Below are 23,109 nucleotides of genomic sequence, written 5' to 3' on the forward strand. Positions count from 1 at the left end.
GGGCGACTGGGCGCTACTCAGCGGTTGCGTTTGGGTTAACCTTGGGTTGCAGCGTCGGTTTTTGCTCAGTCCAGAGTAACAAGGCATCCAGCGCCGGACACAAGGCTTGTCCCCAGGCCGTTAAGCGATATTCAACCTTGGGTGGCACTTGCGGATACACTTGTCGCTCGACCAGGCCATCGGCCTGGAGTTTTTTCAGTTGTTGCGCCAGCATTTTTTGCGAGGTAGCGGGGATCAGTTTTTCTAAGTCAGAATAACGTTGTACTTTGCCGTCAAACAAATGAAACAGGATCTGCAGTTGCCAACTGCCATCGAACAATTTAATTGCGGCCAGGGTGTCAGCCGCTGCGCTAGAAGGCGTATAAATCTTTCTCATCAGTCAGTGACTTACTTTTTTGTGCGTTCTTGTTTATCGCTCAGTCTAAGCAGAAACTGTTTCCCCAGCAACCTAACCAGGGAGACACTCAGATGAATAGTCCACTCAAAGCCCCGATCCAGCATTTTTTTACTGCCAGTCATCAGCAGGACCCACGCCAGTTGCAACAGTGTTTTCAGCCGGATGCTCTGGTGTTGGATGAAGGCGGCAGTTATAGCGGCCACAGTGCTATCGCCAACTGGTTTGTAGCCACCCGGCAGCACTATCAATTTAGCCTCACCCCGCTGCATAGCAGTAGCCGGCAGCAGGAGGAAGTGGTGGTGGCCGAAGTCAGTGGCAACTTCCCCGGCAGTCCGATCCAGCTTAGCTATAGCTTCTTGTTACAGCACGACAAAATTCAACAGCTGAAAATTAGTTGAGGTTGGCAGCGCAAAGAGCTGCAGCGAATTGGGGTCATCATCTGTATTACCGCTGTGATGACCCGTTGCAAGGCTAGTAGATAGAGTGGTCCTTGCTAAGCATCTGTATGGCCTGAAAAAAGCGTAGCGCCGCAGCTAGCTCTGCTGCTAGCATCCACTGCTTATTCAGCTTACTGAGTGCATGATGAAGACAAAACAACTTCTGACCACGAGCTGCCAACTCTGGATGGTCAGTCTGCTCGTGGCAGTGATGCCAGCTTTGGCCACCCCTGACATGGCGCCAGGGCCTGCAACAATGGTTGAAAACCGCTTGGCCATTTCAGACAGTAGATTTCTCGCTTAATGGGAAGTTGCCAGCGGCGACAAGCGGCAGTGGCGAATAACGCGCGGATTGGTTCATTCAGCGGTATCAGGACCGGATCCTACAGCATTAACGCGGCGACGAACCTCGGCAATATTATGCGGCACTATGCCGTTTCTATTCCAGCCAACGGTCAAATCAGCCCAGCTATCGGACTGCACAGCAACAGCATGTTCAGCATCTACTTCGGTTGCAGGCTTGCTGACTGTGCTGGTGAGCTGGGGGCGGCGGAGAAGGGCTCTGATTTTCCGGAAAGTATTCAGGTATTTGCTCAATTTGGCGCGCATGGTTGTTCTTGATGGAGATAAGCTTGATATAAAGCGGCAGCATAGGGCTGAATGGCCCTCCTTACAAGAGGTGCCATTACTGCTGGTTAAATGGCGCTCCCGCAGGGCCGGGGCAAAATATCCTCATATGGCGTTAAATTCCTTCGGTTTAGTTCACTAAACCTTCAGAAATTTGCCTTGTCTGAGTCCTATTTTGCCCACGGCTGCTGCCGTTTTTTAAACTGTTCGGTGCTCTAGGAAGTGGTGATAATTTTCAGCTGACGACCACTCTGGTAAACGTTTTCAATTCTTCACTAAAGATGCGAATGCCAGTCCACTTAATGAAAAACACTAACCAGTAAATCTGGTTAGCGAATAAGATTTTCCGTTTCCGTTCCGCCACCATCGAAATGCCAGCATTGCTGCCACAAAACAATTCGCTTTGCCGTAAGCCTGTCAGTGGAAATATCTGCTCAACGAATTTTGGTCGGTCTGCCGCCACAGGATTTTCGCAGCTATGAATTGCTTTGAGGATATGGCCCTGCGAATCAATCAGATTTTACTTAGATAAATCATCGTGTTGAATTTGTTGTTTTAGCCAAAGCAGTAGGTTATTGGCGAGGTCAATTTGTAGTTGCAGTTGGTTGTCGCCACTTGGGATCGCATTGATGGCATACTCAAAAATCTTGGTCAGAAAACGCGAAAACCAAGCTGCCGTTTCGCTGGTGCTGAGCTGGCACTCATCCAGATAAAAACGCTCGCGATCCAGATTTGCTTGCACTAGCTGGGTTATTCATTGCTGATAAATACCAAGTGGTTGCCTGTGTTTTGTTCCATCTGATGAAGTTTAGTGAAGGTCTTTGTGCGCAGCTTCTCAACCAGCAAACACGCGTTCCCTGTGATACGACAGATATTTCTGGTGGCTGTCACGAACTTTCAGCGTCATCTCAGGACGGATCCCGAGCATACTGGGGCGTTCGAGGGTTGAAGACAGCAAAATGCGACCACTTTTCGTAAAACTGATAAAACCTTTATCGAAGGCTTTATCCAGATTGGCTAGTAACAACAAGCCATTATTTGGATCAAGCCGTTCGAAATTATCGGCAGCGCGCCAAGGTTTAATATGTGATGCCACCAGCATGGCGGGCATTGGGTAGCCGGTGACTGCACAGCCTTGCCATTGCTGTAGCAAGTGTTCGCGAAAGCGACCTTGGCCGAGACGGCTATTGATCAACACTGTTTTTTCAGTCGGGGATAGACTTGTTGATTGTAGAATTTCATCCACATCAGCAGTTACATCGACTTGGCCGATATCCGCCAAAAACTCGCCATAGCTTTTTAAAGCATTGCTATACATTGCTTTGCCTTTGAGATCTTTGGCTTTAAATTCGGCAAGTTCACGCAATGGGGTAATGGTTTGCTGATAATGGTGGTAAGAGCTTATCTCGGATAATTTTCTATCAGTTAGACGATGCTGCTGTGCCAGATCACTGAGGCTCCCTTGGACTGCACCTAAATAATTTCGGACAGTTTTTGTCGACTTCCCCATTTGCTCTGCCCAGCGCTGATACAGCTCAGGTAAACGGGTTAAGTTGAGTGTAAGCGCTAAACGCAGGTCGGCGCTGATAATGCTGCTTTGAAAAAACTCAAATAATTCATCATCAAGATATGCAAAAGCGACTTTACTTTTGCTGTAGCGATCGACTTTGCTGGCATCTACCTCTGGTTGGAAGTGCAGGTGCCAAAAGCCTTCAGAGCGTAAATGGAAAAACGGATTTTCCGGGGTATCAGCGTCGTTCCCTGCACGTAACCTGGCAAAATGCAGGCTAAAACAATGTTTTAGTTCGGCATTTAATTCAATATGGTTATTTTGAATGGTTCCCATGCAAATTAAATCCATCACCGCCAACAACATACAGACTTTATGCGGTTTGCTGTGGCCATGTTGGCGCAGGGTATTTAAGTCTTGGAACTTTTGCAGATAAAACTCTAAGCTCATCCGTGGGTTACCTTGTTCATCCCTTTTTTAGTACCACAGTCTGCCACAGCACATCGCTGCGGCCAAGGACATCAGCAGCTAAGTGGGTAGTTAAGACTGACGAGAGTGAAAGTTGATGCTCAGAGATTAAATCGAACACCTCGTCGACACTGACAGGATAACTACTGCGGCCATCGGAAAAGTCGCCATGGCGCAGCGTCAGAACTAACAGTGCTTCAGGAGCCATCAGGCTGGCAAGCACTGGCAAAGCCAAAGCTCGCTCTTTGGCTGTTAAGTGCATCCACACGGCAGACAGCAGTACCAAGTCAAAACTTTGTTGCAGACCAATCACTTTGGGTAAGTTTGGCAATTGGTCGGCCAGCCACTGAATATCTGGGCGCGGAGCTGGGAGTTGTTGCCAGAACGAGATGGCTTGTCTTCGCAATACATCTGCAGGTTCAACAGCGGTCACGTGAAAGCCAAGCGATGCCAAAAAGCGTGCGTCGCGACCAGAGCCCGCGCCAATGTCCAGCGCCCGTCCTTGCGGTTGTTGGGGTAACAAGCCGAGCCAACAGTGATGCACTTCGGCGGCCGACGCTGTCTCATATTGGCGAAAAAAATCTGTCGCCTTGTCGTTGTACAAGCTCATGCCGAGATCCTTTGATATTGCAGATGTTGTCATCAATACTTTGCAAATCTATGCACCAAAAATCAGCTTTTGCCAACCACTACTTTTATCACCTCAGCCAAATTAACCCCAACCAATTCTCTTAAGTCCCGCTCAATGCAGCTTAATCTAAGCAGCAAGTTCGGTGCTGGGTTGGAATTTCTGCATCTAGGCTTACGTGGCTTTGCTGTTGTCATACTTGCTTTTGTGCTTGTACTGGCATGTAATGGCGCCGTTTTGTTGTCATCAGCCACAGGTAAACGTATGAAAAAGATGGTCAGAGATATTGGATTGTTTGTCGTTGCGCCCATCGTGCTGCTGGGCGGGTTGATGGTCTGGATGTTTGCTGCCACAACGCCATCCTGCAGCAATGGCATCACCCAGCAAGTACTCTCACCGGACGACCGCTTTAAAGCCGTGGTGTTTGTGACCAGTTGCAACACAGCGCCTGGCTTTAGTAGTCATATTTCCATTCTGGCCAAAGATGGCATCCTGCCAGAAGGCCCGGGCAATCTGTTTGCCAGTGAGGGTCATCCGGAACAGTTGGGGCTCACAGTGCAGTGGCTGTCTCTGGAAAAAGAACATTTGCAGTTGCAGGTTGTCAGCCTGCAGCGGGGCACAGTGTTGCATGCCGATCCGGTTTGGTCTGTCGACTCCAACATCACTGCGACTTATCAATTGGGCACACTACCTGCCAAATCTGGACACTGACAGCGCCGAACCGGCTTTTGTTTCAAACTTGTGGCAGGCAGTTGTCCAGCGTGTTGTTGAAGCTCACCGCAAAACCGAATTGTAGTATCGTGATCTGGTTGAGTGATCTTTCAGGCAGTGGTTACTTCGTTATTCACCTCCCAATTCCCCACCACACAGTGGATATTGAGAGGTGATATTTCTGGCAAAAAGGGAAAAAAACTTTGTAAATCAAGCTAAATTAGATTTTTAATTGATTCGGTGTTTGGATCTGACTTGAAAATTCGTCTTTAAAATAAATACGTTGCAACACTTTACAGCGATTTTTTTCGATCGCCACGCATATCACCACGTTCACTGGCTTGTTACCACTTGTTGCACTTTCGCCTAATGACCAGTTTCAGCGGTAAGCCAGATACGTTTAGGTCAGCGAAGAGCGATGGCAGACCTCCAGCTAAGGTGCTCACAAAAAAGCGAATTTCGGCTATGCTGTTGATGCTGAAATTCGATTTTGCTGAACTCAGAATCTCAGAACGTAACACTCCAAATATCACGACCTCATTCAGCACTTTACTGCACATCAATACTTGAATGCCAGTGCGGTTGCATATGGTCCGTTCAGAGGTTGCTCACGTACAAATTAAGTCTTGCGACTGAGATACTGCACCGTATAAAGGAAAAGTCCAAATGAAAAAATTAACAGCTTTATTGTCGGCTTTGTTAATACAAGCGATTTTTAGTCAATCAGCATTCGCACAGGATGGAAAAACCGCTTTAGTGCCTTTGCCATCGGTCGACGACTTCTCTAAAGGCGAAGATGGCTGGCACTTAGGGCTCGGCTTTGGCGTTGAATATGAAACAGCTTACGAAGGATCAGACGAATTTGGATTGGAAATCGAGCCTGCTGGCGGACTGCAATGGCGTAACGGTGACGATGTTTTCTTTTTTGCCGGTGAAGCCCTCGGCTGGCGTGGTGTTCGGGCTAATACCTGGTTGTTCGAGGCGCTCGTCGGCTTTGATGAGGGGCGGAAGGAAAGTGATTCTGACGACGGTCATTTGTTTGGGCTCGGTGAGCAAGAAGAAGGCGCTGAATTAGTGTTGCAAGCGCGTCGTGCGTTTGATGCCGATTGGCGCTATTGGCTGGTTGGTCGTATCGTGACGGGCGGTGACGGTAATCTGGGTCTGTTTGGTGTAGGTCGCCGCTTCGGTAATCAAAACGACGGCACAGGTTCTGAAGTGAACGTTGTGGTGGTTGTGCACGACAGTGAATACGCCAACAAAGGTTTCGGCATCAATTCAGCTCAAGCGATTGCATCCGGTTTCAATGAAACAAATCTGAGTGGTGGATTACGCTCAATTGGCGTCAATTACAATTTCCGTCATCATGTTCATGATAATTGGCAGATTTATGGCGAAGCACTTTTTGAATATTTTAGTAGCGAAGTTCGAGATAGCCCAATCGCCCGAAGTGACTATGAGGCCGAAATAGGCGTCGGTTTTATTTACATATTCTAAAAAGCTTTGCGAGTTAACTTGGTTCTTGATCGAAGAACATAGCGGGGCTGGCGCTTCTCGGAGTTTGTTGGTGGAACAACAGCAGTTATCGCGCGACAACACCCGCCTGGTACGTCTGCGCAAAGAAGCAGAATACGACTTCGGGCCAGTCCGGAGGCGCTGAAATAGCCTGCACGGCGTGGCATATGGCCAGAGCAACTGACGCCACTGCTGCAAGGGCATCACCTGAATTACGGTCAAAACGTGCTGCCCACCGGAGCCACAGGCGGCGGTAAAACCAATCTGGCCTGCACACTGGGGGAACAAGCCTGCCGACAGCAGTTATTTAAAGCAATTAAGCCAGCTGCAAAAGCTGAGCTTGCTGAATATGGACGACTGAGGATTCGCAGGGTTGAAAGTGATGAGAAGTTAAAAACTGCAGTAGTGTAAGCAACATATACTAGCAGGCAAATTGCTGGCACAGATTAACCCTGCTTTTTAGCAGGGAAGATCGTTGTCACCCGGCAACTTGGCACAGCGCCGTTGCTATTTTCAATCCCTACAGATAATGCCCAGCAGGGCCAGCATCAGCAATCTGCGCCAGAAAGCCCACCATTAACGCCTGAACCGAATGTCATTATCACTCTAGCTAGAGCAGTTGATTGACCAAGAGGCCATGCTGACTGGCAGAGAAAACGGCCTGCCAATCTTATTGGAGTTATCGCCTCATAGGGAAAGTTGTATTCGTGAAGAATTGAGGAAGATACGTTACGAGCGTTTGGTACTTCAATCTTGTTGGCAAGTGCTTAGTGAGTTTGGCTGGCGCTAACTCAAGGATACTGCGGTCTTCAACGGTCAATGTAATAAAAAGGTTTGTTTTTGTTGAGGTGAAAGCATGGATAATTAATTTAGTCATGGAAATAAGAATGATTGCCATTTACAATGCGGCTGCATTTATGGACAAATCAAGAGGACGTTATGAAGTATCCGTTAATCCCTGTCGTGACCTTATTGGGCCTGTCAGCGCAGCTGATGGCACAAACGCAATCTGCTCCGGGCAAGCTCCCCGAGGTGATGGTGTCTGGTGAGCTGTTATCCCGCAGTGCGGATGAAAGTGGCCAAAGTCTGGTGATCCTGGACGAAAAAACCTTAACTGAGCGTGTTGAACTAAGGAGCGTGCGGGATGTATTGCGTGAGATCCCAAATATCACCGATGTCAGTGGTACTGGCAAGGCACCGACGGTGCGCGGCGTTGATGGAACTGGCCCGGCTGAAAATGCCAATGCGTTTTTTGCCGGCAGCCGACCGCGGCTGAACTGGCAAATTGATGGTCGCTCAGCCACATACAATGAGGTGGTCTTTGGTGATATGGGGATCTGGGATCTACAAAGCATTGAAGTGTTTCGTGGGCCACAAAGTACTTTGGTCGGCCGCAATGCGATAGCCGGCACAGTCTTAGTCAGGACTCAGGATCCACAAGCAGAACAGCACTCAGCGGCACGCTTTGAAGCTGGCAATTTTTCGCAAAAACGCTTGTCACTGATGCATAACCAACCAGTCAGCGACAGCGTCTCATTGCGACTGGCTGCGGATGGATTTGGCCGTGAGTCTGCGGTGCATTATGACGATGTGGCCAGTGTTGGCGATCCTGCCGATATTGACGGTCACACAGTACGCGGCAAATTATTGTATGACCCCAAAAATGCTGAACAAACCCGTTTATTGTTGACGGTGACCGATGTCAGTTTTAGCGGTCCCAACGGTGAAATTGTGGTACGGCCATTTAAACAAAAGCGTTCGAATTATCCACAACAACCTGTGCATCAGCCACATACCACCAGTGCCGGCATTGAATTTAGCCGCTTTATCAGCGATGCAGTTGAACTGGAAATTGACGCCTCGGTAACCGATTTTACTTTTAAGCGTAAAACCGCGCCTGATGGCAGCCGGGCCGAAGTTACAGCGGATGAATATGTGGTGGAACCACGTCTACGCTACACCAGTGATAATGACAGTGAGTGGGTGGCAGGTACCCGGTTGTATCGGGCTGATCAAACGGAGTGGATCCAACTGGCAGGTATTCAGCAATTTACCGATCAATCCGATGCGTTTTCGCTGTATACCGAAGGATCGCTACCGCTCGCTGAGCAGTTTGAACTGACGCTTGGGGTGCGTTATGAAAAGGAGGACCGCCAGCGTGAGGGCGGTGACCCGACTCGCCGGTTGGTCAATATAAACGCCGATAAAAGTTACGATGCGTTATTGCCCAAACTTGGCCTGAGCTATCAGCTTAGCGATACTCAGGTCATTGGTGTGTTGTACTCCCGTGGTTTTAACGCCGGCGGTGGCGGTATCACCTTTGCTTTTCCAATTGTGAATTATGAGTACAACGAAGAGTATGTTGACTCTTTTGAAATTTACGGCCGCCAGCAGTGGCTTGACGGTACTGTGAAAACGACGCAGAACTTGTTTTACTCCTTGTACAAAGACATGCAATTGCCCTTTGATTTAACACCACAAAATGCCATCGACGAAGCTTTCGTGGTACGTAATGCCGATGGCGTGCGGGTACAAGGGCTCGAGCTTGGTTTGTCTTGGCAGTTGACACCGCAGTGGCATCTGTTTAGCAATCTGGCTTTGCTGGATACTGAGATCACTGATTACCCTAATTCTGGTATTGAGGGGCATAGGTTGTTTACCGCGCCGCCAGTTTCCCTGCAGTTTGGCAGCAGTTGGCAACAACAGCGTTGGCATGTGGTATTAAGCGGCCAAATCACCGGCGGTTATTACAGTAGCATCACCAATAACCCAGCCGGCAAAACCGACACATACGGCGCCTTACACGGCAGCGTCAGTTATCAACTGACGGATGCAATAAAGCTGTATCTGACTGCGCGCAATTTATTGGACGAAGACAATCCAATCGCTTTGTATCCGGGTGTGGCACCAAGTGGTAGTACGTTGCCGGATGAGCAGTTTGATACTGCGGTATTGCACCAGCCAAGGACAGTGACTATCGGCGCCCATTTTAATTTCTAAGCAGGCACTCATTTTCGCCATGAACCAAAGCGACCGCGGTGGTTCATGGTCCTGTGTATGGCCATTTAATGACTTAGTTATGCTGCTTTATGCACTGCATGCACTGCAAATGCAGCGAGCAAAGGCCCAGTGAAGGAAAACAACAAATGAGTTTATTGCAACATGATAGCCAGTTTTGGCCCGTCGCATTGACGTTAAATCGTGGTGAGGCCTCGCTGGCACAACATCTGGACTCGTTAGCAAGTTGGGATGCTTGGTTTGCCCGGGGTGAGCCGTTTCATGTGATCCGGGTATATTTGGATGCTGAATCGCTAAAACATCCTACAGGAGTCGGTCCGGCCACCCAACGCTGGATGCAAGAGGGCGCGGCAGAGCAGATGCGCCATTGGGTGCAATCAATGTTGATTGTGGTGCCGCCAGAGTCTTACGAACGGATGAAAAAAATGAGTGTCCGCAAAGCGTTTGGCATCCCAGGCGGTTTGTTTCCGTCGTTGGAGGCGGCCTATGCATGGCTGGCGAATCCAGCGGAACCGGTGAGCGGTTTACCCATTGCAGCACCGCTGTTACAGGCATTACAGCAACAGGTTGCGGCGATTACATAGTCACCTGCGTTAATTTGCTTAAGCATTGCAAGCTCAAATTCATGGGGTGGATGCTGATGAGAAAGTTGTTTGTCTGCGACAGCTGCGCCGCCAGCAAATGGCGGCGTTTTTCCATAAAATTGAGCCTTGCCTGATTGGCCTAGAAGCTTGTGCCAGCGTTGATTGTTGGGGCCGGCTGCTGCAAAACATGGAGTTGATTGCCGTCCAGTTCGTCAAACCTTATGTCAAAACCAATAAAAATGATGCAAACGATGCTGCAGCAATTTGCGAGGCACTCAGTCGGCTGCGTCTGCGCTTTGTACCAGTTCAAAATGGCTAAGTAACAGGATTGGCAGACGCTGCATCGGGTCCGCATAGCGCTCATCAGAGCACTGCAAAGGTCAACCAAACCCGCGGCCTTTTGGCGAAATATGCTGTCATAGTGCCGCCATCCGGGTTGCTCGACCAGCTGGCTAGCTCGAACAACCCGGTCTATGTGTAATGGTGGGCCGGTGCAATGATGTGCCCTTAGACTAAACGTGCTACCAGTTCAGTGTTGGCCACTTGTAGCGCCTGACGCTCGTGCAGCAGTAACAAACACTCATCGATGAGTAAATCGACATCATCTCCAAGCACTGCCGTTTGTGCTGCAAAGGCAGCAGAACGCAAGGCTCGGCGCAAACTGGTCTGGTTTTCGCCACCGCCAACCACAAGATGTTCACGGCTGCCTAAAATCTCAAAACCGGCTGCACGAACCCATTGTGATACATCCTCAATCGGATGCTGATACATTGCCAAGGGCGCGTCCACTAAACGGTGCCGCCATGCAGGCCGGTCGAAGACTTCTTGCAGGGTATCACGCAACATAAACCCCTGAGCCCGCGGTTGCCCACAGCTCCATTGCAATACCAAATGGCCGCCAGGTGCGACAGCGCCAGCCAGTTGCAGCACTGTCGGGCGGGCGTCTGGCAGCCAGTGGAGCATCCAAAAACTACTGGCGAGCTGATAGCTGCGTGCTGGCAGTTGTAACTGCCGGGCATCACAGACTTCCACCCTGACTGGCAGGCCCTGGCAGCGGTTTTGCGCGGCGGCCACCATGGAGGCTGAGACGTCGGTGGCATCCACTTGCCAGCCTTGTCTGGCTAAGGCTTCAGCAAGACGACCACTGCCACAACCAGCATCAACTGCGCGTCCGGCCGGCAAATGATGCCAGACACCGATACTATCCAGTGCCTGCCAGGCAGCGCGGAATTGTCCTTCATTACCGGCTTCGTATTCTGTGGCCGACCATTGTGGTGCGACGGGCTTCTGTGCCTGGGTCAATGTGGTGATTGGCCGCTTGAAAGTTTCTGCAGTCATAAATTAGCTGTTCCTTGAAATGTAACGTTATGGCGTGATTGTTGAATACTGTTGCTTAGTTGCTGACGAGCGATCTTGCCAACAGCGGTACAGGGGATTTCGGCGACAAATTCCAGTCTATCTGGCAGCATAAATCGTGCTGTACCTAACACACTGAGGTATTGACGTACGGCAGCTAGCGTCGGTGGCGCCGTTGCGTCAGTCAGCACAAAAACAGCACAGACCTGCTCACCAAGCCGCTCACAAGGCAAACCGACCACCGCGACGTCTTTTATGCCATCGAGTTGCGCCAGCATTGCTTCTAAGGCTTCGACTGCAACAGTCTCAGCGCCACGGCGGATCACTTCGCGTGCCCGGCCTTCGACGATAAGATGGCCTGAACTGAGTTGTCGGACTATATCGCCAGAACGGTAGTAGCCATCAGGGCTAAATGCACGTTGATTGGCATCAGCTGCTTTGTAATAACCTCGCAAGGTATAAGGGCCGCGGGTCCAGAGTTCACCACTTTTGCCGGCAGGCACATCGTTGCCTTGTGTATCGACAATCCGGATCTCGTCAAAAGCAGACAGCGGACAGCCTTGTGTGTTGTACACCAGCATGTCAGGGTCAGACAGGTGGGTATAATTAAGCAGCCCCTCGGCCATGCCAAAAACCTGTTGCAAAGCACAACCCAGTTCAGGGCGAATACGTCGGGCGGTTGCGCTGTCGAGTTTAGCGCCACCAACTTGTAATAACCGCAGGTTGGCTGGGGCTGTGCCTAAGTTCGCGGCATACTCCAGCCAGACCCGCACCAGAGGAGGGATTAACGCAGTGACGGTTGCCCCGGATCGCGCCAGATAAGGAAAAGCAATATCTGGGCTCGGGGACGGGCACATGGTCACACGGGCACCCACTTGAAAGGCGCCGAGTAATCCTGGGCAGGCCAGTGGAAAATTATGAGCCGCCGGCAGGGCAACCAGGTAACAATCGGTTGGTCCCAGTCCAGCCGCTTGGGCGCTCGCGGTGGCGTTGTACAAATAATCCCGGTGGGTTCGTGGGATCAACTTAGGTAAGCCGGTCGTGCCACCGGAACACAACAATAATGCGGTGCCGGCAGCATCAACCGCATTCCCGGGCAACGAGAGTTGTGGGTTCGCCGGGCTGAGTAATGAACTCAGGCTGCGATGAGGGGTATTTTTGTCGGTGTCGATAAAGACGTGCTCCAGACCGGGGATGGCTGTGCGTAGCTGGCTGCCGAGTTCATTGAAATCCATGCCTGCTTCGCCTGCGCTTGCCAGCCAAGCGCGGGCGTCTGTCAAACGAATAAAATGGGCGATTTCTCTAAAGCGATGGCCGGGCAAGGCCATCACTGGGATCACACCCACGAGCAACACGGCGAACAAGGTAATGACAAAGGCACAGCTGTTATCAAGTTGCAGGACCACCCGATCACCGGGTTTGAGGCCAATAGCCTGGAAGCCAGCCGCCATGTTACTGGCGGTTTGGTATAACGCTTGCCCAGACCACTCTTGCCAGCTGGTTCCGGCAAAGCCTGGTCCGCTCAGTGCCACCGGTTGTGGGTGCGTTTGCAGAACATGGCTAAGCCACTGTGCCAGGTTTTGTTCGCCCCAGAGGCCGGCCTGGCGATATTTGTCAACTGCAGAGGCTGGCCATAATGTCAGTCCATCAAATGCTGGATTAGTGGGTTCACTCATACCACCCCCTCCGAAGCCGCCAATAAGGTGGCGTCATCAAACTGCAAGATCTCGCAATAAATAGTAGCAATTTGTTCGATATGCTCTGCCGCTGCTGAGTTGGCAATTGCACTTGCGATGCCGGCGATCGTCGGGTTGTGAAACAACCGTTGCATATCGATGGCCGTCACGCCAAAAATCTCGCGGATTTGTGCGACGAGGCGATTCGCCAGCACGGAGTCACCACCGGCGGCAAACAAATTCAGGTGAATATGCTGACCATCACCACCTAGTACCTGAGTCCAGAGTGCTGCGACAGCTCTCTCTAACAAGGTGCGTGGTGGAGTAGCCGTTTGTTTGTGGCTGGTGATAGCCGCAGAGGCTGTGGCTGGCCGAACCCGCTCGGCGGGTAAATAGTCACTCAGGCAAGTCGACCAGACAGCGGGTTGATGTGCCAATGCTTCAATAGAGCGGCAGAAATAGCCAAACATGGCGTCCAGCACGCCGGCGACAAAGGCGTCCTCACGGCAGTCCCAATTAAGCAATATGCCTTGGTCCAGTTCGGTGATTTGGGCATCGAGTAATACTTGTGGACCTTGTGAGATGATCCAGATGGGGTCGCCAAAAACACGTCTGACCGCCGGATCAAACAACTCGCCAAGGTTCAGTGCGCTGGTAAATACCACAGGTGCTGTGACTTGTTTGCCTTGCAAGCGGCCCAGATCACGTAACACCTGCACTCCTGGGTAATCAGCATGCGCCACATCTTGATGTAGCTGGTTTTGCAGTTGTCTGGCGTGTTCAATAAAGGTTTTACGTTTGCGCAGGTCGACATCCAGCATCACTGAACTGCTGAAATCGCCAACAACTCCTGCATAACTTGGCCCCTCCAAAGGGCGTAAAAACAGCGGCACGTTTAATAAGAAACGCGCTTCGCTACTCCAACCGGCCAGTGTTTCCGCCAGTACGGTAGCGAGCACTGCAGCAGGTGTCAGGCCGTGTTGATGGCATTGGCTGTACAAAGCGTTGCGTAAATCGCTATTAAGCTGCAAGTGTCGTCTTGATGTTTGGGGTGTATCGCCAAATGTGGGCTGCAGCGGCAGTTGTGGGCCTGCGGGTAAGTCGGCCAAACGTTGTTGCCACCAGTGGCCAGCGGTGGCTTGAATGCTTGGCCAGCGCTGTTCGTTATTGAAACGAAATTGCCGGTAAGTGGCTTCAAGTGGCGCTAGTGGTGTGGTGAGATCGTCGCAGAGCAAAGCCAGTTCCCGCAGCAGGGTGCGGTAGCTGACGGCATCGGCGCAAATCATATCAAGGTCCAGATGCAAACGCGTGTTGCCATCTGGCAGCAGGCTTAATGCAATCGATAGCACTTCACCAGCCGTAATGTCCAGCATTTGGGCTGAATACCGCGCTCGAAGTATTTCCAGCCGCTGGTCAGCCTCAACTGCAGATAAATGGCGCAAATCCTCTACATGTAGTTTTAGTTGCTGCCCATCTGGTCGTTGGATTTGTTGTCCATCGGCAGTGACTTGTAAGCGTAATGATGGATGACGCTCACCCAATTGCTGTAGTGCTGCGGCTAACCGCTGTGGATCAGGTGACAAATGCGCCTGTGAGCCAGCATGTTGAAACTCTGTATAGAGATGTGCCGAAACACCACCAAGTGGTTGAGTCGGCTCACGACCAACCCAATAAGCGTACTGCATCGGGGCCAGCGAAAAGGGTTGTGTTGCGTTGGCAGGCAGCGAGGCTACTGAAGTAACCGCGGCGCTCTCCATCGGTAGTGGTGGTAATGCCAAATAGTCTGCCCAAGCGCTTGCACGCGGGTCACGTGCCAAGGTGGCAAAATCAACCTGATGGCCGGCAGCGCGCCAACTGGCGGCTAACTTCATCAAGGCGATTGAATCCAGACCTGCCACAAACAAGTCGGTATCGGCGGTGAGTGTTGTGACATCGACCTGCAGTTGTTGTGCGATCAATGGCAGTATTTCGGACAATTGGGCCGAGGAAGCGACGACATCATTCATTGAAATAATCTCCTGATTGCAACTTGCGTGTCACGGCGGTTGCAGCGTAGTTGGGGGTCAAATTGGTTTTGCCTTAGCGGCCAGTCGCGTACGCAACAGGTTCAAACGTTGTTGCTGTGCGTCTTGCTGCTGGGAGCGCCAGAGCGCCAATAAGGTCGCCTGATCCAACTTGCCATTTACCGTCAGCGGCAGGTCGGCGATGACTAAAAATGCTGTTGGGATACAATGCACTGGCAGCGTTCTGGCAAGAAATTGACGCAGCTCGGCCGGTACAGGCGGCGTACCTGCAGTCGGTTTGACCACTAGACAGGCCAGCAGCTCCTCCGCAGCACCGGTCGTATCAGATGGCAATGCAAGCAGGGCACAACGTTGGATGGCAGGATGGCTTGCCAGCGCAGATTCGATTTCGGCGGGTTCTATCCGAAAACCACGGATCTTGAGTTGCCGGTCGGCACGCCCCAGATACAGCAGTTGCCCGTCCCGCCGGATGGCGAGATCGCCCGAACGATAAAGGCGCTGGCCCGGCTCGGTTGGGTTGGCAATAAAGCGGCTGGCGGTTAAATCAGGCCGGCCAAGGTAGCCGTGCGCCAGCTGCATACCACTTACATAAATTTCACCAACGCAGCCATCTGCGACCGGCTGCAGCAGTTGATCAAGCAGATGTAATGTCAAGCTGGAAATGGCGCTGCCGATAGGACTGCCGTCCAACGATGCCATGGCTTGGGTTAATTCCAGCCAAGTCACATGCACTGTTGTTTCGGTGATGCCATACATGTTTATCAAACGGGGTTGGCCTTCAGGGTACAAGGCCCACCAGCGTTTGATTTGACTCATGTTCAGCGCTTCCCCACCAAAGATCACCTGACGCAACAGCAGCGGCTGAGTATCCCTGGTCAGTCGATGCTCTTCACTATCGAGCAGTTGATAAAAAGCCGATGGGGTTTGGTTGAGCACTGTGACCTGTTCGGTGCGTAATAAACTGGCAAATGCTTCGGCTGACCAGGCGATTTCCTGCGGCACGATAATCAGCTGTCCGCCGGTGGTCAGTGCTCCCCAAAGTTCCCACACCGAAAAATCAAACGCGAGGGAGTGAAACAAAGTCCAGCTGTCAGTATGGTCGCAGCCAAGCTGTGGCGTGACCGCGTCCAGCAACGTCAGTACCTGCTGGTGACCAATCAGCACCCCCTTCGGGTTGCCGGTCGAACCGGACGTAAAAATGACGTAGGCGACAGCCAGTGCTTGAAATGTGATTGCTGGCGGAGTCTGTGCCGCGCCTGGTGTGGCGACGTCTGGCTTAGCTGATTGTCCCGGCGCGTCTGGCGAGTGGCTAAGCCAGCGGATTTTGGCGCTAAACGCTGAGGGCACTTCGTCTTGCCACAGTAGCCGGGCGATAGCGGGCTGCGTGATCACCAGGACTGGTTTTGCTGCGTTGATCATCCAATCGACCCGTTCTGTGGGGTAATTGGGGTCAAGGGGGACATAACCCGCACCGGCTTTTAACACTGCTAATAACTCAATGACTAGTTCCAGACCACGGGGTAGCAGCAAGGCGACCAGATCACCTGCTTTAACCCCATCGGCTTGTAATTGCTGTGCGCGGTTGTTTGCCAAAGTATCTAACTGTCGGTAGCTGAGTTGCTGCTGACGAAATTTGAGCGCTATTCGCTCTGGCCAGCGTTGCGCCTGCTGGCTTACACGGCCATGCAGGCTATCCGGCAAAATGGAACCTCCGGCCGTCATGATTGGTCCGCCTGTGCCAAAAGCTGCAACGAGAGTGGCCGCAGATCAGTCCAATGCAATTGTAACCATTCAACGCATTGTTGGTGTGACCAAGGACCTTGCTCACAGCGCCAGCCATTGGGAATTGCTAACATCGACGGCCACATCGAATACTGCTGTTCATGATTGCTTAGCAGCAAAAAGTTAATGGACTCATCGTCAAACAAATTGTCACTCATGGTCAGTCTCCACTGTAGTGCAAACAGGCGCCTGCCTTGCGCCAGCTAGATCGGTTGTTGGGAAGGGCGCCAGTGCTGCGACAAGCAACCCCAGTTGGTGACGGAAAGTGTCCAGCAAGTGACGGGCGTCAAGCTGGCTAACGGTGGTTGGGTCGTAACTTAACCGCAACGCAGTGTTCTTTGCTGGATAAATAAATAACCCGGCGGTGTAGCCAATTGAGTCACGCCAGTGCTGCTCTTGAATCAGTGATACAGCGGATTGACCGGTTTTGCTGGTCAATTGGATTTGATCAGCGTCCAAAGCGTTTTCGATCACCAGCAGTGTGTCGAACAGCTCGCCAAGTTGCAGGCTGGCTGCCAACGTATCGATGCGCACCGGATGCAGCAATTGCCAGTCAAACTGGTTGGCCTGCAGGTCGCGCAGTTGTTGCGTAAGCGGCAAGGTATTTGTGGTGTTGATGCGCATTGGCACCAATTGCGTGACTAGCCCAACTAAACTGGCAAGACCCGGTAGAGGCAATGCACGTCCTGAATCAAACAAGCCAAATACCAAATCCTGTTGCCCCAGTGTGGCACTGAGCGTATGTGCCCATGCCAATTGAAACAATGCGGCAGGCGACACGCCAACTTGTTTGCAGCCTGTCACGAGCAGGTCGTGCTCTGTCTGTGGCAGAGTGTCATGTAAATCAGCACTCTGAACACGACGGCGACGTGTTGGGCGCAGCAAGGTCGTCTGGCTGAGGCCTTGCAGCTTTTGATTCCAATAGCGGCGGGCAGGTGCAGTGTCTTGTTGCTGTAAATAATTGAGATAGTCTGGCCAACTGAGCACTGGTGCTTCATCAACGGTGCTACCGATAGCCCCGGAGAGCCAATCGTGCAAGACTCTGGGCACTGACCAGCCATCGAGCAACAAATGGTGACTGTTGATCAATAAACGCCATTGAGCCTCATTGTGTTGTATCACCAAAAAACGCAATAAAGGCGGGGCGTCGAGGCGAAACTGATGCTGATACCATTGGCCACGTAGTTGTGTCAGCATCCCTGTTTGCTCGCTGGCCGGCACAGCACGCCAATCAAGCGCTTGCCAATCCGGGGTTAATGCGGTTGGGATAAAAGTTGTTGCACTGTCTGTGATAAAACCAGCGCGCAGTGCCGAGTGACGTGCCATCAGAGCGGCAGCGCTTTGGTGTAATGCAGCGGCAGTTAAAGTTAGTGTGGTTGGGCCAGATAGCAACAACTCCAGCTGCGTAGTCCAGGGATCTTCAGCCTTAGCGCAATGACGCAACATTTCATACTGCAGCGGGGTGACTGTATGCTGTTGTGCCGCGAGGATTTGATGCGGCCAAGTAGCTGGTTCGTCAGCAGGTTCAACGCCACTGAGCATATTGAACAACTCAGCTAATACTGCGAACAAACGCGTCAGATCGTCTTGAGTCATGCTGTTTTGAGGTGCAAGTGAGGTGAACTGTAAAGTTCGGCCATCAGCCACAGTGCAATAAAAGGCATTGATATCCAGCTGATGGCGTAGCGGCCAATGTTCACCACAAGCCGCACTCAGTACTTCCAGCCGAGGTTGGGCCACCCAGTGTTTTGCCTCGCTGACACTGCCGATTTCGCCAAGAAAGTTAACACCCAGTAGCCAAGGCTCAGCTGACAAAGCGTCAGGCCGCTGTTGATGGTGGTCGGTTTGTTCAATGGCACTGCACCAAAGCTGCAACAACCGACTGATAGATGCATAGCTTTCGTTGTTATTGATGGTGCTGCTGGTTGTGTTGGTGCTGATTAGAGGCACTCTATGCTCTGACGCAAACCAACCGATAGTGCGTGATAAATCTTGCCTGCGGTCGAACTGGCGCCCCTGTTGTTCAATCACCACAATCAGCTCGTTGGCGGGCGGGATTAAGCCGGCTTGTTGTGCAGCTAATGCCACGATGGCAGGTATTAACACGGCGACCGGCATGCCAAGTCGACGAGCGATGATTGCTGCTGGGCATTGCCCGTTTTGTTCAGCTAAAGACCAACTGAGTTGGCTGGCGTTGGCAAGCGTGGGTGGCGCTGTCTGTGGTTTTGTGACGTCAGTCTTAACAGCAAAACGCGGCAATGTTGCTGACCAATTGCGCCAGGCGGTTGGCACTGGCGAGAGTGCAAGGGGCTGATTTTGGCTCAGGGCCTGATAACCTTGTGCCAAATCCGCCACTAAAATATGCCAGGAGCTGGCATCGATGACGAGGTGATGCACGGCTAACCATAATGTCGCGCCTTGCAACGGCTCTGCTGGCTGCAATATGGCTGACATCATAATTCCTGCGTCTGGCGCAAGTTGTTCACAAAGGGCGCGTGCCAGCATCACGGCATGGCTGGTTGACGGTAGCCCAGCGACGCTTTGCTCAGCGCCGCTGTAAGCCAGTGTCGGCAGCAGCCGAACCGGTGTGGCTTGCTCAACTGGGGGAATTTCCAGATATGGCGTTGTTGTATTGGACTTTGTGGTATCGGGCCTGACCAACCGCGCCCGCAGCATGGCATGGTGTTGTATGAGTGCGTTCAGCAGGCTTTCGATTATGGGTTTATTGATGTCGTCAGGTAGCGGGATACTGACAATTTGGGCGAAACGTTGTAGTGGTAGTTGTTGCGCCAGATAGCTGGCCATCAAAGGGGTTGGCAGTGCGATGCCGCAATCGTCATTGTCGTGGCGTAACCAAGTTGCAGCCTGACTGGGGTCGGGACTGCTTAGTAGTGGTGCTAACCGGGCGACCGAACGCGCATCGAAGATTTGGCGTGCCGTCAGGTGGATGCCTTGATGCCGCGCCAAGCTAACCAAACGGATCACCGAGATACTATCGCCACCCAGCTCAAAAAATCCGTCATCCGGGCGCACCTCTGGGTGGCCCAACACCTGTGCCATTAACTGGCACAACTGATGTTCCAGCGGCGTTTGAGCCAGACGACTTGGCGCCATTTCTAAAGCCGCTGGCATCACCAAAGCACGCCGGTTGATTTTGCCATTCGGTAATCTTGGCAAGCGTTGGATAGGGATCACAAATTTTGGCTGCAGGTGACTGGGCAGACTGGTGGCAAAAAGCGCCTGCAACACTTTGATATCCACCAAGTGCTCCGCGGTCTCAACAAAACACAATAACTGCAAATGTCCGAGTAGGTTTGGGCGAGCCACGACGGCACAAGGTCGCTGCGCCAAGCGTTCGAGACTGGCTTCCACTTCCAAAGGTTCAACCCGAAAACCACGGATCTTGACTTGCTCGTCGATGCGGCCGATATATTCTAACTGTCCGTTGGGTAACCAGCGGACTCGATCGCCGGTGCGGTAGAGCCGGGAACCAGCTTGACCATGCGGATTGGCAATAAACTGTTGCGCGGTCAGATCGCCACGGTTCAGGTAGCCGCGGGCCAAACCGTTACCTGCGATTGCCAGCTCGCCGGCGACGCCGGGGGGCGCCAGTTGCCAGCAAGTATCCAGCACATAAATTTCAGCACCGGCGACCGGTCCGCCGATATTGGGTGGGCTTGCAACTTGTACTTTGGCGATGGTGGAATCCACACATGCTTCGGTTGGACCGTAGAGGTTAAAACCGCTGGTATTGGGCAACGTCAGGATCCGGTCCCACAGCGCCTGTTTCACCGATTCGCCACCAAAAGCAAGCAATGCAGGCACATGTGGTGGCAAAAAACGGCCTTGACTGTCAGTCAAACCAGCTTGTAGCCAAGGTAATACTTCAGCAAGCATGCCAGGAGTAAGCTCAATAAAATCTAACCGGCGGCTGATAATTTCCCGTGCTAATCCAATGGGGTCCTGCATGATATCCGCATCAAACAGGTGGATTTCATGGCCATCGAACATCCACAAAGTAGGTTGCCAGGCAGCATCAAAAGCGAATGACCAAGCGTGACCAATACGGAGCGACCGCTCACCGGTGTGACGGTAGGCGGTCTGATATAGATCCTCACGGTGGCTGCTGAGCAAATTGACAAAAGCAGCATGTGGTACAACCACCCCTTTAGGTTCGCCGCTAGAGCCTGACGTAAACACGATGCACACCGGATGTGCAGGCTGGAGCTGTTGCCGGCGTTCACTGTCGGGGATATTGTCAGTAGATAAACCAAGTGCCTGTGCGTTACGCATGGCGTCAGCAAATGTCAGCGTGATTGCATTGTGCTGTGCGAGCTGGTCGGCCATCGTCGATTGCGGGTCAGTGATAAACAACAAAGCGGGTTGGGCCAGTCGAACCACCCGGGCGATATAATCAGCTGGATAGGTTGGGTCAATTGGCACAAAAGCGGCACCTGCTTTTAAAGTTGCCAACATCACCACAAACCAATCAGACTGTCGGGGTAGGGCAATGGCCACCCGATCCTCCGGACCAATATCTTGCGTGATAAGCCAGCGTGCCAAGCGATTGGCACGGCCATTTAAGCTGGCGAAACTGATCCCGCCGGTGTGGTGGGGCATGTTAGTGTGGGCAATCGCCAGTGCGGTGGCATTGGGCTGTTGTCGCACTGTTTGCTCAAAACATCCCACCAATGTGTTGCTTGTTGTGGGCAAAGCAGACCGATTTCCCCAACGACTTAGTTGCTGCTGTTCACTTGGTAATAACAGCGAGTGGCATGCCAGTGGCTTATCCGGCTCAGCTACACAGGATTTCAGTAAAGAAGCCAAACGCTGTAAATGATTAGGCACGGTTTGCTCGTGAAATAATGCGCGTCGCCAGGTTGCCTGCAGCTGCAGCTGGTCTGATTGCAGTAGGGCGTCAAATGACAAATCAGTTTGTGTGGTACCGTTAAAGTGTTTTTGCCAGTCCACTTGCAAACCAGCCATTTGTGGCGCTGCCATACCGTGGTGCAAAAAGGTCACCATAGTATCAAGTAGTGGGTTTTGGGTGGACCCGCGCGGGATTTGTAAATGTTCCAGCAAATACTCAAAGGGGATATCAGCGTGGGCGAAGGCTGCGCGGCAGCGTGTCACGCATTGGCGGAGCAATTCGCGAAAACTCCATTGGCTGGCAACGGCCAAACGTAACGGTACAACGTTGCCAAAATTACCAATCACATCCTGCAGTTCAGCTAACTGGCGATGTGAAGCAACAGTGCCAATGGTGACTTCTGTTGCGCGTGACAACCGAGTGAGCATCAAGGCGATAACGGCAACAAGTACTTCAAAAGGGGTTGCTTGTTCTTGAGCTGCTAGTGCCAGAAACGCCTTTGATGATGTTTTATCTAAAGTCTCACTACACCATGCTCCAGCTTCATCTGCACCTGCACCTGCTGAGGCGGCAAAATCTGTTGGAAATCTCAGGGGGACTGGTAACGGGGACAATTGACTTTGCCAGAATGTCAGTTGCTGATCACGTTGTGTTGACGCCTGTTGCCAGTGCGCGCGGTGCCAGGCCGCGAAATCGATGTACTGCAACGGCATGCTTGGGTGATGCGCGGGTTTGTCATCGATGAAATGCTGATAACCTAACGCCAGTTCTTGAGAGAAAATGCCAAATGACGGGCCATCCCAGGCGATATGCTGGCCGACCATCACTAGCACATGTTGCTCTGCGGTTATGGTCACCAACACTAATCGTAATGGGCTTTTGGCGCTCAGATCAAAAGGTGAAACGCTGGCTTGTTGTGCGATGTGCTGTAACTGTCCGATGCGTTCATCAGCCGCAATAGTGCTGAGATCTGCCACCTGCCAATCCACAGGTAAAATGGCCAGCACTTGTTGACTGGCCACACCGTCGTCGCCTAGCTGATAAATAGTACGAAATATGCTGTGCCGCTGGATGATTCGGTCAACACTTGCTTGCAGTGCCGCGGTATTGAGGTTGCCGTGCAAATGCCATAACACACAGACATTGTAAGCTGAGGCGTTGGGGTCCAACGCATGCAAAAACCACATCCGCTCTTGTGCATGTGACAGTGGGATATGGTGTTGCGCTAAGACACGACTAATGGTGCGCGTTGTTTCCTGCTGACGGCTGGCCGAATGTGTCTGTGCCGGAAGTCCTCTTGAGACCGCCAAACGTTGCGCGAGTCGTTGCCGTAATTCAACTGTTGTCATCGTCATGTCCTATCGAAATCCATTTTCAGTATCAATATACGGGCAAATTTTTACTAATGCTAGTTGTAATGCAAATAATTAGCATTTACATTAATGTTTGTTTGAGTGGTCATTCACCACAACGGAACGTTACTTAACCTATAAAGGAACCCATCGTAAT

At 51.9% G+C, this 23,109-nt stretch carries 18 protein-coding genes; 7 read left to right on the forward strand and 11 right to left on the reverse strand.

Features of this window, described 5'->3' with window-relative positions; translation table 11 throughout:
- Positions 1–13: 13 nt before the first annotated feature.
- Positions 14–376, reverse strand: a complete 363-nt coding sequence (locus AC53GJ_RS02320; protein ID WP_496730920.1) for a winged helix-turn-helix transcriptional regulator — start codon at positions 374–376, stop codon at positions 14–16.
- A 92-nt stretch (positions 377–468) separates the two neighbouring features.
- Here AC53GJ_RS02320 and AC53GJ_RS02325 point away from each other — a divergent pair, with 92 nt between their 5' ends.
- Positions 469–795: a nuclear transport factor 2 family protein gene (locus tag AC53GJ_RS02325; protein WP_496730922.1), complete on the forward strand. Its 327-nt coding sequence runs from the start codon at positions 469–471 to the stop codon at positions 793–795.
- 396 nt (positions 796–1,191) lie between these two features.
- Here AC53GJ_RS02325 and AC53GJ_RS02330 read toward each other — a convergent pair whose 3' ends face one another.
- The 4 genes from AC53GJ_RS02330 to AC53GJ_RS02345 form a co-directional block, all read right to left on the reverse strand.
- Entirely contained in the window at positions 1,192–1,443 is a 252-nt protein-coding gene (locus tag AC53GJ_RS02330; protein ID WP_496730923.1) for a hypothetical protein, read from the reverse strand.
- Between the two features lie 538 nt (positions 1,444–1,981).
- The gene (locus tag AC53GJ_RS02335; protein ID WP_496730924.1) at positions 1,982–2,203 is read right to left on the reverse strand and encodes a hypothetical protein; all 222 of its coding nucleotides are present in this window, start codon (positions 2,201–2,203) and stop codon (positions 1,982–1,984) included.
- Positions 2,204–2,296: 93 nt separating this feature from the next.
- Entirely contained in the window at positions 2,297–3,421 is a 1,125-nt protein-coding gene (locus tag AC53GJ_RS02340; protein ID WP_496730925.1) for an HNH endonuclease, read from the reverse strand.
- Positions 3,422–3,437: 16 nt separating this feature from the next.
- A complete protein-coding gene (locus AC53GJ_RS02345) occupies positions 3,438–4,049 on the reverse strand; it encodes a class I SAM-dependent methyltransferase (protein ID WP_496730926.1) in 612 nt (203 codons plus the stop codon).
- Between the two features lie 282 nt (positions 4,050–4,331).
- On the opposite strand from AC53GJ_RS02345, the gene AC53GJ_RS02350 reads away from it, so the two are divergent.
- The 6 genes from AC53GJ_RS02350 to AC53GJ_RS02375 all read left to right on the forward strand — a co-directional run bounded on the left by AC53GJ_RS02350 (position 4,332) and on the right by AC53GJ_RS02375 (position 10,211).
- Complete coding sequence (locus AC53GJ_RS02350) at positions 4,332–4,778, forward strand: hypothetical protein (RefSeq protein WP_496730927.1); 447 nt, start codon at positions 4,332–4,334, stop codon at positions 4,776–4,778.
- 666 nt (positions 4,779–5,444) lie between these two features.
- Entirely contained in the window at positions 5,445–6,272 is an 828-nt protein-coding gene (locus AC53GJ_RS02355) for a MipA/OmpV family protein (RefSeq protein WP_496730928.1), read from the forward strand.
- 243 nt (positions 6,273–6,515) lie between these two features.
- A complete protein-coding gene (locus AC53GJ_RS02360; RefSeq protein WP_496730929.1) occupies positions 6,516–6,701 on the forward strand; it encodes a hypothetical protein in 186 nt (61 codons plus the stop codon).
- Positions 6,702–7,229: 528 nt separating this feature from the next.
- A complete protein-coding gene (locus tag AC53GJ_RS02365; protein WP_496730930.1) occupies positions 7,230–9,290 on the forward strand; it encodes a TonB-dependent receptor in 2,061 nt (686 codons plus the stop codon).
- 146 nt (positions 9,291–9,436) lie between these two features.
- The gene (locus AC53GJ_RS02370) at positions 9,437–9,892 is read left to right on the forward strand and encodes a hypothetical protein (protein ID WP_496730931.1); all 456 of its coding nucleotides are present in this window, start codon (positions 9,437–9,439) and stop codon (positions 9,890–9,892) included.
- A 187-nt stretch (positions 9,893–10,079) separates the two neighbouring features.
- A complete protein-coding gene (locus AC53GJ_RS02375) occupies positions 10,080–10,211 on the forward strand; it encodes a hypothetical protein (protein WP_496730932.1) in 132 nt (43 codons plus the stop codon).
- 188 nt (positions 10,212–10,399) lie between these two features.
- Here the strand turns inward: AC53GJ_RS02375 and AC53GJ_RS02380 are convergent, their stop codons facing one another.
- Genes AC53GJ_RS02380 through AC53GJ_RS02405 form a run of 6 tightly spaced genes read right to left on the reverse strand, consistent with a single transcriptional unit; the run spans position 10,400 to position 22,949 of the window.
- Positions 10,400–11,230, reverse strand: coding sequence for a class I SAM-dependent methyltransferase (locus AC53GJ_RS02380; RefSeq protein WP_496730933.1), 831 nt, complete (start codon positions 11,228–11,230; stop codon positions 10,400–10,402).
- Positions 11,227–12,924 (reverse strand): (2,3-dihydroxybenzoyl)adenylate synthase, encoded by a 1,698-nt coding sequence (locus tag AC53GJ_RS02385; RefSeq protein WP_496730934.1) that lies wholly within the window; start codon positions 12,922–12,924, stop codon positions 11,227–11,229. Before AC53GJ_RS02385 ends, AC53GJ_RS02380 begins: the two co-directional genes overlap by 4 nt.
- The gene (locus tag AC53GJ_RS02390) at positions 12,921–14,930 is read right to left on the reverse strand and encodes a condensation domain-containing protein (protein ID WP_496730935.1); all 2,010 of its coding nucleotides are present in this window, start codon (positions 14,928–14,930) and stop codon (positions 12,921–12,923) included. The genes AC53GJ_RS02385 and AC53GJ_RS02390 overlap by 4 nt, the downstream gene beginning before the upstream one ends.
- Positions 14,931–14,987: 57 nt before the next feature.
- Entirely contained in the window at positions 14,988–16,670 is a 1,683-nt protein-coding gene (locus tag AC53GJ_RS02395; RefSeq protein WP_496730936.1) for an amino acid adenylation domain-containing protein, read from the reverse strand.
- Positions 16,667–16,888, reverse strand: a complete 222-nt coding sequence (locus AC53GJ_RS02400) for an MbtH family protein (RefSeq protein WP_496730937.1) — start codon at positions 16,886–16,888, stop codon at positions 16,667–16,669. The genes AC53GJ_RS02395 and AC53GJ_RS02400 overlap by 4 nt, the downstream gene beginning before the upstream one ends.
- Positions 16,881–22,949, reverse strand: coding sequence for an amino acid adenylation domain-containing protein (locus AC53GJ_RS02405; RefSeq protein WP_496730938.1), 6,069 nt, complete (start codon positions 22,947–22,949; stop codon positions 16,881–16,883). The genes AC53GJ_RS02400 and AC53GJ_RS02405 overlap by 8 nt, the downstream gene beginning before the upstream one ends.
- Positions 22,950–23,109 lie beyond the last annotated feature (160 nt).

This window comes from Rheinheimera sp. B2H12 (assembly GCF_059620065.1).